Below are 16,631 nucleotides of genomic sequence, written 5' to 3' on the forward strand. Positions count from 1 at the left end.
ATTAAGAAATAAAAGAAACAAAGATATGAAAAAACTTATTTATTCAATGCTTGCCTTGGCCACTATCGCCTTTGGCTTCTGTAGCTGCGAAGACGTTCCTATGCCTTACGGCTATCCACAGGGATCTACCGACCCCACCAATCCTGACCTCCCCGCAGAGGGTGAGGGTACACTCGAGTCTCCCTACAATGTGGCTGCTGCCAACGCAGTAATCGCCGGCGGCGACTTCGACCCCGAGAAGCAGTTCTACATCAAGGGTATCGTTACCTCTATCGATGAGACCGACGGTTTCCCCAACTCTTTTGGCAATGTCACCTACAACATCTCTGACAAGGCCGACGCTTCCAACAAGCTCTTGGTTTACCGTGGCATGGGCTTCGGTGGCGCCAAGGTTAATTCTACCGACGACCTCAAGGTAGGCGACGAAGTTGTAGTTATGGGTAAGCTCATCAACTACAGCGGCAAGTACGAGGTGACACAGGGCAGCAAGATTGTAGTACGCAATGGCCAGTCATCTGTCACCACCGGCACTCCCGAAGGTGAGGGTACCCTGCAGAGCCCCTACAATGTGGCTGCAGCCCTCAAGCTGGTCAGCGCTCTGCCTGCCGACGTTCCCACAGAGAACGCCCTCTATGTAAAGGGTAAGATTTCCAAGATCAACAGCGTAGAGACTGCCACATTCGGCAACGCCAACTACTATATCTCTGACGACGGCACCGAGAACGGACAGATTCTTATCTTCCAGAGCTACTATCTGGGCAATGTGAAGTTTACTTCTGCCGACCAGATCAAGGTGGGCGACGAGGTTATCATCTATGGTAAGTTTGTCAACTTCAAGGGCAATACCCCCGAGACCGTAGGCAAGGGTACATCTTACATCTACTCTCTCAACGGCAAGACCCAAGGCGGCGGCGAAACCGGTGGCACCACTACTGGCGAAGCCAAGGGCGACGGAACCAAGGGCAACCCCTACAACGCTTTGGGTGCAAAGGCATTTGCCGGCAAGCTGGAGTCTGGCCAGACTTCTACCGAAGAGGTATACATCAAGGGTAAGATTTCAAGCATCAAGTACAACTTCTCTGCAGAGTTCGGTACAGCCACCTTCAATATCTCTGACGATGGCAAGGCTGCCAACGAGTTTATTATCTACAGCACTCTCTACCTCAACAACGAGAAGTACACTGCTGGCGACCTGCTGAGCGTAGGCGACGATGTAGTCATCCTGGGTAAGGTGACCAACTACAACGGTACTCTCGAGACTGCCTCAAGAGCCAGCTACATCTACTCATGGACCAAGAATGGCGGAAGCACCGGCGGTGAAGGCGGTGGCGGCGAAGCTACTGGCAGCGACGTGACCATCAAGGCTGGCGACATCTCCAGCACCAATGCTGCCGACGTGACCGAGGTGACCGTCAACGGCATCGGCTTCTCCTTCAGCAAGGGCTCTGGCGCCAACGCTCCTAAGTACTATACAGCTGGTGGCGGTACCATCCGTATGTATCCCAGCAACTCTGTTACCATCAACGCCGGCAGCAAGAAGATTGCCAAAATCGTGGTAGAGTGCGACGCTTACAACGGTGTCAACTACACCGCAGAGGGCAAGGCCACCTGTTCTCCTGGTAAGGCTACTCTCAACAACCTTACCTACACCTTCAGTGAAATCAATGCAGCCAAGGTGACCATCACCGACGCTGCCGAGGGTACAGGTCAGCCCAAGCAGCTGCGCATCAAGTCTATGCAAATCACATTTGCCAAGTAAGGACACAGCATCCTGAATCATACCATATCCCGTATCGTCCTCAGCGATGATACGGGATATTTTGTTTACACCTTATTATATATATAGGAGCCATGCCGAATCAGTGGGGACCACCGGTGCCTCTGCCAGAGCCGTCATGCACCAGGAGCCCTTGCCCATGGCGCCCGCTGCAACAGTCTGCGCCACCCTCTTCGACGCCCACGCACCCATAGCCACGCCAATTATCACCCTCGGAGACAAAAAATATCCCGAAACATTTGGCAGTTAAGCGAAAAAGCAGTAATTTTGCACTCCGTAACGTATTCGGACAATTTATAAACAAATAACAATAAACGAAATGAAACAAGGTATTCACCCAGAAAACTATCGCCCCGTCGTATTCAAGGATATGTCCAACGGCGATATGTTCCTTACAAAGTCTACATGCAAGACTAATGATACAGTAGAGTTTGAAGGCGAGACTTATCCAGTGGTAAAGATTGAAATCTCAAGCACCTCTCACCCCTTCTACACAGGTAAGAGCAAGCTTGTTGACACCGCAGGTCGCGTTGACCGCTTCATGAACCGCTACGGTAAGCTGAAGAAGTAATATATCTTTCGAATATATTCATTCCATGCTAAAGTGCGTTCTAACGTAGTTGCATATGCGTTAGACAGCACTTTTTTTCATGCCATTTCTATCTATTAACTTTATAACAATGAACAAATTCCTTTCCTTTCTTTCTGCGGCTGTCATCATGCTGACGCTTGTCGCATGTGGCGGAGATGACGGACCGTCTGACCCAGGTCAGGAACAGAACAAGGTGGTCAACACCAACCGCAATATCCCCACATCGATGACCCCCAAAGAGATTACCCGCTTGGAGTTTCCCAAGCTGGCAAGCGAAAACAGCATCGTTCTCGTCCATCACACATCGGGTGCGCAGGATGTGAGCTACTCTTGCGAGTGGGACTACAAGAAGAGGTCCAACCGCTGGTCGTGTTGTGCCATGACCAACAAGACCATCAAGGGCGGCGCAGGTCGCGTGGGAGATTTCGAGGAAGACCCCAACCTGCCCACAGCCATGCGCTTCAGCGACACCAATGCGATGTACACCCGCTCGGGCTACACCCGTGGCCACCTGATTGCCTCTGCCGACATCCAATACTCGCGCGAAGCCAACCACACTACATTCTACTACAGCAACATCCAACCCCAGCACTACGACTTCAATGCCGGACAGAATTATGAGGGCATTTGGGTGCGTATGGAGAGCTGGGTGCGCAAGAAGGCCGAATCGCTCAAGGACGGTGACACCCTCTTCGTGTGCAAAGGCGGAACCATCGACAAGGAAAGCCAGATTATGGAGCGCGTCAAGGGCCAACTCATCGTGCCCAAGTACTTCTACATGGCGCTGCTCATGAAGACGGGCTCCGAATACAAGGCTATTGCGCTCTGGGTAGAGCACCAGAAGAAGGTGGACACATCGGCCGTCAAGGACCATGCCATCACCGTCAAGGAACTCCAGAACCTTACCGGCATCGACTTCTTCTGCAATCTGCCCGACGATATCGAAAACCGCGTAGAGGGCAAGATTAGCCCCATCAGTTGGGGACTCTGATACTCCCCTGCCCCTACGGACAGACATAACCATTAGCGCTCCTTCGCCCAGGCACCATGCCGGCGAAGGAGCGCTTGCCGTTTTCTTCCCCGCCATCCCTCCCGCCCGGTTGGCCTACGAGCCATTCTGCATGGCGACCGCAAACGACCTCGTTGCGGGGTTTGATTTCATCAGTTCATGGCTTGACAGGATTATTGCGCACCGCGATTTCACCATTTCACGGTTTGCATCCACTTTCAGCACCACCATCCCAGTGTTTTCCTCTTCCGCCGGCTGATAGTCCACAGCCCCGACTGCTATCAGCATAACGACTGTTGCTCTACCCGTGACAGCTGTCACTGTCGGTATGGCGGCTGCGTTTCTTCCCGCAGTCCCTAACAACAGACAGGGCGGCTATCCCTCATCATCGGGATGGCCGCCCTGGTCGTCGTGGTCTGCAGTGGTCTATCTGTGTCCGTTCTTTATCGTGATGTTGCGCTCCATGGGAGCGGTCTTGCCATCGGCCTTCTTGCCACCGAAGGTCTTGCCTGCGGCCACTGCGGTGGTCTCGCCCTTGACGCGCTGTGGCAGTCGCTTGGTCAGGTTGAAGTCGTCTTCCTCTTCGATGTTCACACCCACGCTCGTACCCTTGAAGTGCGTGGTGCTCAGCTTGTCCAGATTGTTGTAGGCGATGAGCATATTGACAGGGTCTTGGCCCGACTGGCTGGGGTCGTAGGAGATTTCAATGCCGCCATATCCGTTGACACACCAAGAGAAATTGGTGCGCGTCTCGCCCTCGTCCTCGTTGTAGCGATACTCCGTGCCGCGGCCCTTGACGTCTGACGAGGCACTGAGCTCAAAGTGCCATATCACCTGATAGTCGGTATACACGGTCTGCCCGGCCTGGTTCTTGAAGTACATGCGCAGCGGGCCCTCCCATTCGCCGTTGAGATAGCGCGCCATGGTGGTGCGCGAGTTGTTTATGTCGGCATTTACCGCATTGATAAACGAGCGGTAGTCATAGTCCGAAGCGTAGGGATAATAGTGGTCAAACCAGTCGGCAGTGGTACGGTCGTCGGTACCGAAGTCACCATAACGGTTGAAATACTCAGTCAAAGCTCTGTCGAGGTCGAAATAGTAGTCATAGTCGTCGCTCTCGCCACACGACACCATCGTCGCCGACATCATCACCAGCACCACGGCTGTCATCAAGGTTGCTAACTTTTTCATAATCGTATATTTTTAGTTGTTATTGCTTATTGTTATGCTGCAAAATTAGCATTATATCCTGACAATGCCAATGGAAAATGGATATTCTTTGGTGGGCTTATCCCTACACTTTGTGGGGAAAACCCTAAATAATCTAAAAATCTCTGCTTTACGCCTTCTCCGTCTCGTGAGAAATAAGTAACTTTGTCGCCATATAACTGATATTTATAGTAAACAAGATGAAAACCGTTTTCGATTTTGCTGTCAAAGACAGAAAAGGCAAGGAGGTATCGCTGCGCGAGTATGCCAACGAAGTGCTCCTCATAGTAAACACCGCTACCAAGTGTGGCTTTACTCCTCAGTATGAGGAACTCGAAGCCCTCTATCAGAAATATCACACCCAGGGCTTTGAAATCCTCGATTTCCCCTGCAACCAGTTTGGCCAGCAGGCCCCCGGTACCGATGAGTCTATCCACAATTTCTGCAAACTCACCTACGGCACCGACTTCCCCCGTTTCAAGAAGGTCAAGGTCAACGGCGACGATGCCGACCCTCTCTTCCGTTTTCTGCAGGAGCAGCGCGGTTTTGCCGGCTGGGACGAGAGCCATCCCCTCACCCCAGTCCTCGACAAGATGCTCAGCGAGGCCGACCCTGACTACAAGCAGAAGAGCGATATCAAGTGGAACTTCACCAAGTTCCTCATCAACAAGCGCGGTATGGTGGTAGCCCGCTTCGAGCCCACCGAAAGCCTCGACAACATCAGCAAGGAAATAGAAAAACTCTTAGCCCAATAACAACGTGGAACATACCAAATGTCTCATCATCGGCAGCGGCCCCGCCGGCTATACAGCCGCCATCTACGCCGGCCGCGCCAATCTGCAGCCCATCGAGTATTGCGGTCTGCAGACGGGTGGTCAGCTCACCCAGACCACCATCGTCGAAAACTTCCCCGGCTATCCTGAAGGCGTCGATGCCAACCAGATGATGATGGAACTGCGCGAGCAGGCCGAGCGATTCGGTGCCGACATCCGCGACGGCGTGGTGACGGCAGCCGACCTGTCCAAGCGTCCCTACATCGTGACCATCGACGACGGCACTCAGATAGAGGCCGACACCATCATCATAGCCACCGGCGCCAGCGCCAAATACCTGGGTCTGCCCGATGAGCAGAAGTACAACGGCATGGGTGTGTCGGCATGTGCCACCTGCGACGGCTTCTTCTACCGCAAGAAGGTGGTGGCTGTAGTGGGCGGCGGCGACACCGCCTGCGAAGAGGCATCCTATCTGGCCAACCTCTGCACCAAGGTCTATATGATAGTGCGCAAGCCCTACCTCCGCGCTTCTGACATCATGCGCCGCCGCGTCGAGGAAAATCCAAAGATAGAAATCCTCTACGAGCACAACACCGAAGGACTCTATGGCGACAACGGCGTAGAGGGTGCCCACCTGGTGGCACGACGTGGCGAAGCCGATGAGCGTCACTACGATCTGCCCATAGACGGCTTTTTCCTCGCCATCGGCCATAAGCCCAACACCGACGAGTTCCGCGGACAGATAGACATGGACGAGCAGGGATACATCAAGACCCTCGGTGCCTCGCCATGCACCAATGTCGAAGGCGTCTTTGCCGCCGGCGACTGTGCCGACCCCACCTACCGTCAGGCCATCGTAGCCGCCGGCAGCGGATGCAAGGCCGCGCTCGAGGCCGAGCGCTATCTCAACCGATAGGGTTGGCTGAGACTGGTTACAGATACTGTATCTGACATTCCATCTGCAATATCTACACAATTCACCACATGCTTCTTGATTGAAGCAAGTGGTGAATTGTGTGTTATATAGGTGATTATTTATAGCCAAAAGCACAAATTATTCACTCAAAAGTGAATTAAATAAGAAATTATACTTACCTTTGCAGCAACAAGAACCCATACGACTATGACGACAATTTCATTAAAAACCATAGAGCAGAATGATAACGTAGGCATGTTCTCTATCTGTTTCGACGGAAGTGAAGAAAGCGAGTTCGAAAAGTTCCTGATTGAATTTAAGGATAATGCCACATATAACAAGGATTTTAATGTTATCCTTATGGCTTTATCCAAGATCATTGACAAAGGTGCCCTTGAACGTTTTTTCCGTAATGAAGGCAGAATGAACGACAATGTCAAAGCCTTGGCTATCGACTCACGCAGACTGCGACTCTACTGTCTACGCATATCTGACCAAATTCTCATACTTGGCAACGGCGGCATCAAGAACACACGCACATATCAAGAGGATGAGAAACTAAGCGGTTATGTGATGGACTTGCAGACATTTGACAGGGTGCTTGTCAAAGCACAAAAGTCAGGCAAAGTTACCATTGAGAAAAATATGATAACCGATATTCAAAGTGCTACTTTTGAAATATAACATACAGCTTATGATACAGAATGAATTGTTCAGACAGTGCCTCACCGCTATACCAGCTGAGCAGAAAGCAGAATTTGACCTTTCCTTTGGAATAGCAGAGCGCATCAGCGAAGTTCTAAAAAGCAAGAACCTCACTCAGAAGGATTTTGCCCACTTGCTGCACAAGCGAGATTCTGAAGTATCCAAATGGTTGACGGGCAGACACAACTTCACCATGCAGACCATAGCGAAGATAGAGACTGCACTGGGCTGCAAACTGATTTCCATCGTACGATGAAACCAAATACGCTCGAGGCCGAGCGCTATCTCAACCGATAGGGTTGGCTGAGACGTACACCTTATTATAATATATATAGCTGTTTCCCCCGACTCTGGCTCAGCGGTCAGTGTCGGGGGAATTTGCGTGATGGGAAACAAATAGCGGGGGGCAAATATCAAAAATCACACACATGAGAAGGCGATTATTGTTAATTTTGTAGACGTAAAGAAATCTAACAATCACCACTCGCGGCCATGTTGCTGCGAGAAACATAACTATCTACGACATGAGAACTATTACTAAAAGTCTGCTCTGTGTGCTCTGCACACTCCTGAGCGTCACAGCCAATGCCGGGGACTATCGCGTTACCGACTTCGGAGCCAAAGCCGACGGCATCACGCTCAACACCAACATCATCCAGCATGCCATCGACCACGTGAGCAGCCACGGAGGCGGCAACCTGGTGTTTACGCCGGGCCGTTACCTTACGGGCACCATCTATCTGAAGTCTGATGTCACGCTGATGCTTGAAAACGGCGCCGAACTGCTGGGCTCTACCAATCCCTGGGACTATGACAAGAGTCCCGTGGTCAACTGGCAGTCGCTCATCTTTGCCTTCGGACAGAAGAACATCGCCATCCGTGGCAAGGGAACCATCAACGGACAGGGCGCACAGACCGCCTACAACCAGGTGGATATCATCAACCGCGGGCTCTACGACGACGCGCTGCGCAACGGCCGCCCCTATGAGGGCAACCGCCCGCAGAACATCTATTTCCGTGAGTGCGACAACGTGGTGGTCGAGGGCATCACCCTGCGCGACCCCGCCAGCTGGAACCAGACCTACGACCAGTGCCGCAATCTGCTGGTCGAGGGCATCACCGTAGACAGCAAGTCGTACTGGAACAACGATGGCATCGACGTCGTAGACTGCGACGGCGTGGTGATACGCCACTGCACCATCGACGCTGCCGACGACGTGTTCTGCTTCAAGTCCCACTCTGCCGACCACATCTGCCAGAACGTGGTGGTCGAAGACTGTGTGGGCCGCTCCAGTGCCAACGGTCTGAAGTTTGGCACCGTATCACGCGGAGGTTTCCGCAACTTCAAAGTCAAGAATCTTACCATCTATAACACGTATCGCTCTGCCATCACCTTCGCTACTGTCGATGGAGGTATCATCGACAATATCGAGGTCGATGGCGTGCGGTCCATCAACACCGGCAACGTAATCTTCCTGCGTACCGGCGAGCGATGGAACAAGGGCAAGCGCCCATCCATGAGCAACATTACCATCCGCAATGTCTATGCTGAGATACCCTCTTTCAAGCCCGACGCTGGCTACAGCTATGAAGGACCGGTAGAGGATATGCCGCGCAACATCTCGCCGGCCAGTATAGTGGGCATCCCCACCTGCAAAATCAAGAACGTGACGCTGCAGAACATCGAGATAGTCACCCCCGGCGGCGGCAACCCGCTCTTCGCCTACCGCGGCACCACGGCCAAAGACCTCGACAGCATCCCCGAGATGATTAAGTCTTACCCCGAGTTCTCCCAGTTCAAGGAACTGCCTGCATGGGGCTTCTATCTGCGCCATGCCGAGAATGTCACCTTCGACAACATCGTCTTCCGGGCGCTCAAGCACGACTACCGTCCGGCCATCGTAGCCGACGACGTCAAGGGGCTGACCCTGAAAGACATGCAGTACATAGAGCCCGACAGCAAGGGCAAGGTACAGGAAGTGCTATACCACTCTACACGCAACAAGTAACACCTAAACCATAACTATTATGAACAAGATAAAGACTCTGCTCTGCGCCACCCTGCTGGCCCTGACTTCCATCTCGGCCATGGCCAAAGACTATCAGGCTGTAGCCTTCGGCGTGAAGAGCGACGGAGTGACCAACAACACCCGATCCATACAGCATGCCATAGACTATATCTCTGCCCAAGGCGGCGGACGCCTCGTCTTCTATGTAGGCCGCTACCTCACCGGAAGCATCGAACTCAAATCGGGCGTAACCCTCGTGATACACGAAGGAGCCGTGCTCGTGGCCTCCCCCTCGGTCTACGACCATAAGGGCAGCCCCCGCCGCGCACTCATCCATGCCCAGGGGCAGCACGACATAGCCATCACCGGCAAGGGCATCATCGATGGCAACAGCCGTGCGCTCTCCGCCGATATAGCCGAGCAGACCGCTCGCGGATACGCCGACGCCAATGCCGAGGTACCAACCCTCGTCGCCCTCGACCGCTGCAAAGGCGTGCAGACAAGCGGCGTCACCCTACAGAACTATGCCTGCCCGCCACTGCAGTTTGACCACTGCCACAATGTCCAGGTCACAGCCGTGACCCTGGGTCTCTCCGACGCCGCCATGCCTCTCTATGAGGCCAAGGAGTGTGGAAAGATGACTGTCAAAGACTGTCTTACACAGCCCCGTTATTAACCTACTACCCAACAGCATAAAACTATGAGCAAGATAAGACATTTGATACTGGCAGCGCTGATGACCCTCGCTGCCACCAACGTCGCCGCCAAAGACTACCAGATGACCCTCTTCGGCATCAAGAGCGACGGAACCACCATGAACACCCGCTCCATCCAGAAGGCGATAGACTATATCGCACAGCAGGGCGGTGGCAGACTCGTATTCACCGTAGGCCGCTACCTCACAGGCAGCATCCACATGAGGTCCAACGTCACCCTGCATCTCAGCGAAGGCGCCATACTCGTGGGGTCGACCAATCCCTACGACTACGACATGGAGCTCAACTCTTGGTACGGACTCATCCTCGCCAACAAGCAAGACAACATAGCCATCACCGGCAAGGGAGTAATCGAGGGACAGGGCCGCGCGCTCGCCAACAACTTCCTGGCTCAGGCGTGCAACGGCATCATCAACGACCCGCTCAAGCTGGGCCGCGTGGCCAACCGCCCAAAGCTCATCTATTTCCGTGAGTGCAACCATGTCACCGTCAAGGACATTACGCTGCAGAACCCAGCCTTTTGGACCCAGACCTACGACCAGTGCACCAACCTCGTCATCGACGGCATCACCGTGCACAGCCGCGCCTATTGGAACAACGACGGTATGGACATCGTAGACTGCAACGGAGCGCTAATCCAGAACTGCTACGTCGACGCCACCGACGACGCCATCTGCCTCAAGTCGCACGATGCCAAGAGCCTCTGCCAGAACATCACCGTGCGCAACAACAAGGCTTGCTCGAGCGCCAGCGGCATCAAGTTTGGCACCGCATCGGTAGGCGGCTTCAAGAACATACGCATCGTCAACAACACCATCTTCGACACCTTCCGCTCGGCCATCACCATACAGGCTGTCGACGGCGGACACGTGGAGAACATCATCGTAGACAGTCTGCGCTCCATCAACACCGGCAACCCCATCTATCTCGTTGTGGGCCAGCGGCGTGGCGATGCCCATGAACTCATCGAGGTCAACGACGACACCAACAAGCCCGGCCGCAGCCGTATGGACAATGTGCATATCTCCAACGTATATGCCGAGGTGCCCGGCACCAAGCCCGATGCCGGATACGAGTATGAGGGTCCTACCGAGGACAACCCACGCAACATCTCGCCCTCGGCCATCGTAGGACTTGAGAACAACCACATCACCAATGTGAGCATCGAGAATGTGGAGATAGTCTACCCCGGCGGAGGCGACCCCAACTACGCCCGCGTGGGAACCGACGAACTCGACAAGGTGCCCGAGATGCCTCGCGCCTATCCTGAGTTCTCCCAGCACAAGGAGCTGCCCGCCTGGGGCTTCTACGTGCGCCACGCCGACGGAGTGACCTTCCGCAACGTGCGCCTTACCGCCCGCAAGGCCGACTACCGCCCAGCCATCGTCCTCGACGACGTAAACCGCGGCTCATTCACCAAAATCAAGGTGGCCGAGCCAAAAGCCGGAAAGAAACAGCAGATATTCGCCCATAACTCCAAGCAAATTAAGAAGTAACTTAAGACCATAGCTACAAGCAGTCAGCCATCCGCCCGGCAACGGGAGAATGGCTGACTTTTGTTTTCGCACCACTGCCCTGCCCCATCGCGGTCGCGGCGGCAAGCCCTGCCACCTTCCGACGCCACTGACAGACCGGCACAAGCAATACTGCCAGACCACCGCACAACCCACAGCAATACGAGAGGACATCGCCACACCCGCAAAAGCTATTGACAGCCACCACATTCACCACCATGGCTGCTGCGTGCCTTATGTTACGTAGGCTCGTATCGTATGTTACGTGGGCCCGTGACTTCCGACGCGTACTCACGTGACATACGATACGAGCCGCCAAAGACCATCAGCACATCGGTGCATCTGACCGAGACGGAGACGGTGCTGGCTGCGACCGAGGCTGCGGCAAAGAAGAGGGCTGGACTCCATGTGAGAAGTCCAGCCCTGGTTATGGTAAGGCCGTTGCCTGTGGCAGTAAGGCTGGTCTATGCTTGCAGCCCGGTCGTGGGGTGAGGTTGGGCGTCGCCCTTGCGGCTCACCGCCCACATGCCGGCAAAGGTGAGTAGGCCATTGAGCATCAGCAGCTCGTAGCCGAAGTGATATCCGCAGAGGGCGGTGGTGGCGGTGTCTATGCCAAAGCAGATGAGGGGCGAGGCGACGGCAATATAGGGCACCCAGCGGTCGCGCACCGTGCGGCGGGTGAGCAGCGCAAAGCCAAACATGCCGAGCAGCGGACCATAGGTATAGGAACACATGACATAGATGGCGTCGAGCAGACTGGTGTTGTTGAACACGCGGAAGAGCAGGATGAAGAGGGCAAAGACCACAGCCATACCCACGTGGACACGATGGCGCAGGCGCTCGTCGTTGGCCCGCCCGCGTATGTCTACGCAGAACGAGGTGGTAAGCGAGGTGAGGGCCGAGTCGGCACTGGAGAACGACGCCGCCACGATGCCGATGGTGAAGAACACGACCACCGCCATGCCCAGCTCTCCCGAGGCGGCAAAGGCAGGCAGCAGCTGGTCGCCCGAGGCATCGACGCCCGTGCGCTGGGCAAGCATCATGAGCAGCACGCCCAGGGAGAGAAACAGCGCATTGGCGGGCAGAAACGCCACGCCATAGCTGCACATGTCCTTCTGCGCCTCGCGCAGCGTCTTGCAGGTCAGGTTCTTCTGCATCATGTCCTGGTCGAGTCCGGTCATCACCACCACGATGAACACGCCGCTGAAGAACTGCTTCCAGAAGTTCTGCCGCGACACCCAGTCGTCGAAGACAAACACGCGGCTGTGGCCGCTGTCCATCACAGCGCCCATCGCCTGGCCGAGGCTCATGTCGAGGGCATCGGTGACATGGACGATGATGAGTATCAGGGCGGCAAACATGCAGAGGGTCTGGAACGTATCGGTCCACACCAGTGTCTTCACTCCGCCACGGCGCGTGTAGAGCCATATCGGCACCACCAGCAGCGGCACGGTGATGTAGAAGGGTATGCCCATGCTGTCGAAGACAAACTCCTGGAGGATGATGCACACCACATAGAAACGGGCGGCGGCGCCGGTCATCTTGGACAGCAGGAAGAACGAAGCCCCGGAGAGGTAGGAGCAGCGCCCCAGCCTCAGACTGAGGTAGGTGTAGATGGTGGTGAGGTCGTAGCGGTAGTAGATGGGCAACAGCACAAAAGCCACGACAATGTAGCCCAGGATAAAGCCCATGCAGGTCTGCAGATAGGTCATGTCGCTGGCGCCCACCATGCCGGGTACTGAGACAAAGGTAACGCCGGAGATGGAGGCGCCCACCATGCCAAACGCCACCATGTACCAGGGCGAACGGCGGTTGGCGCGAAAGAATGTGTCATTGCTCGAGCCGCGCGTGGTGAGCCGGCTGAAGGCCAGCAGCAGCCCGAAATAGATCAAGACCGAAAAGAGTATAATCATAATGTGTCAAGCGTTGAATGAGGTGGGCGTCTGGCTGTCTATCTCGCGCAGCAGAGCCACGGCATCGCCCACGGTGGCTATCTGCGCCACGTGCATGAGCCGTCGGCCCTTGACCTCCTTGAGCTCGCAGCGCCGCGGGTTGGCAGCCATGTAGTTGATGGCTTTGCCAAAGGCAGTGCTCTTGTAGTAGACGCTGTCTGGGTTGCCCACAAACTGAAGCGTCATGCGGCCCTGACGCAGGATAATCTTCTCGAAGCCAAGCCGCTTGCCCAGCCGGCGCAACGCCACGACCTGCAAGAGCTCCTCGCCCTCGTGGGGGATGGGTCCGAAGCGGTCGATGAGCCTCTGGCGATAAGCGTCGAGCTCGCGGTCGTCGGTAATGTTGTCGAGCTCGCGGTAGAGCAGCATCCTCTCGCTCGAGCCGGGCACATAGGTGTCGGGGAAGTACATCTCGAGGTCGCTCTCCACGGCACAGTCGTCGACAAACTCGCCGCTGATGTCGCGGCCGGCAGCCATCTCGTCGGCATAGATGTCCTGGAACTCATCGTTCTTGAGTTCGGTGACCGCCTGGGAAAGTATCTTCTGATACATTTCATACCCAAGGTCCTCCATGAAACCGCTCTGCTCGGCACCCAGCAGATTGCCGGCGCCGCGGATATCCAGGTCTTGCATGGCGAGGTTGAAACCACTGCCCAGTTCAGAGAAATTCTCAAGCGCTTCAAGCCGGCGGCGCGCGTCGGGCTTGAGCAGCGATTTGGGGGGAGCCAGCAGATAGCAGAAGGCCTTGCGGTTGCTTCGGCCTACCCTTCCGCGCATCTGGTGCAGGTCTGAGAGACCAAAGCGGTGGGCATCGTTGATGATGATGGTATTGGCATTGGATATATCGATGCCGTTCTCGACGATGGTGGTAGAGAGCAGCACGTCGTAGTCGTAGTTGATAAATCCCATGATGACCTGCTCGAGCTCGTCGGGCGGCATCTGGCCGTGGCCGATAGCCACACGGCAGTCGGGCACATACTTGTGGATGAGGTTGGCTATCTCGGGCAGATTGGAGATGCGGTCGTTGACGAAGAACACCTGTCCGTTGCGGCTCATCTCAAAGTTGATGGCTTCGGCGATGACCTCGTGGCCATAGGTGTCGACCTCGGTATGCACGGGATAACGGTTGGGCGGCGGTGTGCGCATCACACTCATGTCGCGAGCACCCATGAGCGAGAACTGCAGGGTGCGGGGAATGGGGGTGGCCGACATGGTGAGCGTATCGACATTGGTCTTCATGGTGCGCAGCTTCTCCTTGGTCGAGACGCCAAACTTCTGCTCCTCGTCGATGATGAGCAGACCCAGGTCTTTCCACTTGACGGTCTTGCTGATGAGCTTGTGGGTGCCCACGAGGATGTCTATCTTGCCGTCGGCCAGGTCTTTCAGCACCTGGGTGGTCTGGCGCGCCGTGCGGGCACGGCTGAGATAGTCTACGCGCACGGGGAAGTTCTTCAGACGGTTGCGGAAGGTCTGGTAGTGCTGGAAGGCAAGCACGGTGGTAGGTACCATTACCGCCACTTGCTTAGAGTCGCACGCGGCCTTAAAGGCAGCGCGCACGGCGACCTCGGTCTTGCCGAAGCCCACATCTCCGCAGACGAGGCGGTCCATGGGGCGGGCACGCTCCATATCGGCCTTCACCTCCTGGGTGGCTCGCAGCTGGTCGGGGGTATCTTCGTAGAGGAAGCTGGCCTCGAGCTCGTGCTGCATGAAGGAGTCGGCGCTGAAGGGGAAGCCCTTCTCGTGACGGCGACGGGCATAGAGCTTGATGAGGTCACGGGCAATATCCTTGATGCGCTTCTTGGTGCGCTCCTTGAGACGGTCCCAGGCGCCGGTGCCCAACGTGGAGAGGCGGGGTGGGTCTCCGGTGTCCTGGCGGCGGTACTTGCTGATTTTATAGAGCGAGTGGATGGAGACATCGACCTTGTCGTTGTGCTGGTAGATGATGCGTATCACCTCCTGATAACTGTCGCCCACGGGCACGCGCACCAGGCCGCCAAACTTGCCGATGCCGAGGTCGACATGGACAATGAAGTCGCCAGGCTCAAGCTCGTAGAGTTCCTTCATGGTAAGCGCCATCTTGCCGGAACGGGCGCGGTCGCTGCGGAGGCTGTACTTGTGGAAACGGTCGAATATCTGGTGGTCGGTGAAGCAGCAGATGCGCAGCGCATTGTCGGCAAAACCGCTATGGAGGGCCTTGTCGACGCCCTCGAAGTCGATGCCGGTGCGCTGGGCGTCAAGGTGGGAGCGCTCGCGGTCGCTGCCCATCTCGGCGAAGATTTCGCGCAGACGCTGTTGCTGCTTGGCGCTGTCGGCAAGGATAAAGAGGCGGTAGCCCTGGAGCAGATAGTCTTCGAGCGACTGGCGCAGGAGGTCGAAATTCTTATGGAAGAGGGGTTGCGGGGTGATGTTCATGGCGATGGTAGCCGTGGCGCCAGACTGGGCGTCGGCATGGGCGCCCACATTCATGCCAAACCACACATGGCGGAGGCGTGCCTGAAGGGTGTCGTACTGCGACGGCGGACAGAGAGCCCACTCGCGCCGCATCTCGCGCTCTATCTGCTGGCGCTCCATCTCGGTGGCGCCCTCAAGCCGCTCGGTGAGAGCCTGGGAGGAGAAACCCTCGCTATAAACGCGCGCCACCACGCTGCCCACGTAGTCGAAGTCGGGGGCAACGAGCAGCGTATCGTCGGGAACGAACTGCAGGAAGGACACGCGCTCGGTGGCAGTCTGGGCAAGTTCGGGCAGGATGTCTATCTCGGACTTGCGGTCCTTGGACAACTGGTCCTCGACCTCAAAGGTACGGATGGTATCAATCTCGTCGCCGAAGAAGTCGACGCGGTAGGGATACTCGCTCGAGTAGGAATAGATGTCGATGATGCTGCCGCGCTGGGCGTACTGACCTGGCTCATAGACATAGTCGACCATCTCGAACCCCAGGTCGCGCAGGCGATGGGCGACATCGGTGATGTCGATGGTCTGACCCGTGGTGAGATGGATGCGGTGGTCGTCGATGTTCTGCTGCGACGCCACCATCTCGGCCAGAGCCTCGGGGTGGGTGACCACATAGAGCACGTCGCCACTGCTGCGCGAGCTGAGACGGCCGAGCACCTCGGTGCGCAGTATCTCGTTGGCGGCATCGCGCTGGCCGTGGCGCACGGAGCGCCGGTAGCTCGAGGGGAAAAAGAGCACGCGCTCCTGGCCCATAATCTGAGTAAGGTCGTGGTAGAAATAGCCCGCCTCGTCGGCATCGGGGAGGATAAAGACCACGGGGACGGCCACTCTGTCGGCCACCGAGGCAAAGAGCAAAGGCGTGGCCGACGCCTGTGCACCTTGTATATAGATATGGCGGGTGGCAGGTTCGGCCAAAACCTTAACGAGCGTACCCGCTTGCGGGCACGCTCCGTAGAGTCTGCTTAAATCTTCTATCGTCATAGGCGTGAAATCGCTTCACTCAAAGAG

The 16,631-nt window shown here is 55.9% G+C and carries 13 protein-coding genes; 10 read left to right on the top strand and 3 right to left on the bottom strand.

Features of this window, described 5'->3' with window-relative positions:
- Window positions 1-25: 25 nt before the first annotated feature.
- The 3 genes from CIK87_RS12010 to CIK87_RS12020 all read left to right on the top strand — a co-directional run bounded on the left by CIK87_RS12010 (window position 26) and on the right by CIK87_RS12020 (window position 3,360).
- Window positions 26-1,759, top strand: coding sequence for a hypothetical protein (locus CIK87_RS12010; RefSeq protein ID WP_144008218.1), 1,734 nt, complete (start codon window positions 26-28; stop codon window positions 1,757-1,759).
- A gap of 337 nt (window positions 1,760-2,096) precedes the next feature.
- Window positions 2,097-2,348: a type B 50S ribosomal protein L31 gene (locus CIK87_RS12015; RefSeq protein WP_022309912.1), complete on the top strand. Its 252-nt coding sequence runs from the start codon at window positions 2,097-2,099 to the stop codon at window positions 2,346-2,348.
- 109 nt (window positions 2,349-2,457) lie between these two features.
- Complete coding sequence (locus CIK87_RS12020) at window positions 2,458-3,360, top strand: DNA/RNA non-specific endonuclease (protein ID WP_158216253.1); 903 nt, start codon at window positions 2,458-2,460, stop codon at window positions 3,358-3,360.
- A gap of 444 nt (window positions 3,361-3,804) precedes the next feature.
- Here CIK87_RS12020 and CIK87_RS12030 read toward each other — a convergent pair whose 3' ends face one another.
- Window positions 3,805-4,569 carry a hypothetical protein gene (locus CIK87_RS12030; protein WP_022309914.1) on the bottom strand — a complete coding sequence of 255 codons (765 nt, stop codon included), beginning with the start codon at window positions 4,567-4,569 and terminating at the stop codon, window positions 3,805-3,807.
- Between the two features lie 218 nt (window positions 4,570-4,787).
- Here CIK87_RS12030 and CIK87_RS12035 point away from each other — a divergent pair, with 218 nt between their 5' ends.
- The 7 genes from CIK87_RS12035 (at window position 4,788) to CIK87_RS12065 (ending at window position 11,202) form a co-directional block, all read left to right on the top strand.
- The gene (locus tag CIK87_RS12035; RefSeq protein WP_094387381.1) at window positions 4,788-5,342 is read left to right on the top strand and encodes a glutathione peroxidase; all 555 of its coding nucleotides are present in this window, start codon (window positions 4,788-4,790) and stop codon (window positions 5,340-5,342) included.
- Between the two features lie 4 nt (window positions 5,343-5,346).
- Window positions 5,347-6,276 (top strand): thioredoxin-disulfide reductase, encoded by a 930-nt coding sequence (gene trxB, locus CIK87_RS12040; RefSeq protein WP_094387382.1) that lies wholly within the window; start codon window positions 5,347-5,349, stop codon window positions 6,274-6,276.
- A gap of 207 nt (window positions 6,277-6,483) precedes the next feature.
- Window positions 6,484-6,960 (top strand): hypothetical protein, encoded by a 477-nt coding sequence (locus tag CIK87_RS12045; protein ID WP_022309917.1) that lies wholly within the window; start codon window positions 6,484-6,486, stop codon window positions 6,958-6,960.
- 10 nt (window positions 6,961-6,970) lie between these two features.
- Window positions 6,971-7,237, top strand: coding sequence for a helix-turn-helix transcriptional regulator (locus CIK87_RS12050; RefSeq protein ID WP_094387383.1), 267 nt, complete (start codon window positions 6,971-6,973; stop codon window positions 7,235-7,237).
- Window positions 7,238-7,505: 268 nt separating this feature from the next.
- Window positions 7,506-8,990, top strand: a complete 1,485-nt coding sequence (locus CIK87_RS12055) for a glycoside hydrolase family 28 protein (RefSeq protein WP_094387384.1) — start codon at window positions 7,506-7,508, stop codon at window positions 8,988-8,990.
- Window positions 8,991-9,009: 19 nt separating this feature from the next.
- On the top strand, window positions 9,010-9,666 hold the full coding sequence (locus tag CIK87_RS12060; RefSeq protein WP_094387385.1) for a glycosyl hydrolase family 28 protein: 657 nt from the start codon (window positions 9,010-9,012) through the stop codon (window positions 9,664-9,666).
- 24 nt (window positions 9,667-9,690) lie between these two features.
- Window positions 9,691-11,202 (top strand): glycoside hydrolase family 28 protein, encoded by a 1,512-nt coding sequence (locus CIK87_RS12065; RefSeq protein ID WP_094387386.1) that lies wholly within the window; start codon window positions 9,691-9,693, stop codon window positions 11,200-11,202.
- Window positions 11,203-11,684: 482 nt separating this feature from the next.
- Here the strand turns inward: CIK87_RS12065 and CIK87_RS12070 are convergent, their stop codons facing one another.
- Window positions 11,685-13,133, bottom strand: a complete 1,449-nt coding sequence (locus CIK87_RS12070; RefSeq protein ID WP_094387387.1) for a sodium:solute symporter — start codon at window positions 13,131-13,133, stop codon at window positions 11,685-11,687.
- A gap of 6 nt (window positions 13,134-13,139) precedes the next feature.
- Complete coding sequence (gene mfd / locus CIK87_RS12075) at window positions 13,140-16,604, bottom strand: transcription-repair coupling factor (protein WP_094387388.1); 3,465 nt, start codon at window positions 16,602-16,604, stop codon at window positions 13,140-13,142.
- Between the last annotated feature and the right edge of the window lie 27 nt (window positions 16,605-16,631).

Origin of the sequence: Prevotella sp. P5-64, from assembly GCF_002251285.1 — a bacterium.
Lineage (GTDB): Bacteria > Bacteroidota > Bacteroidia > Bacteroidales > Bacteroidaceae > Prevotella.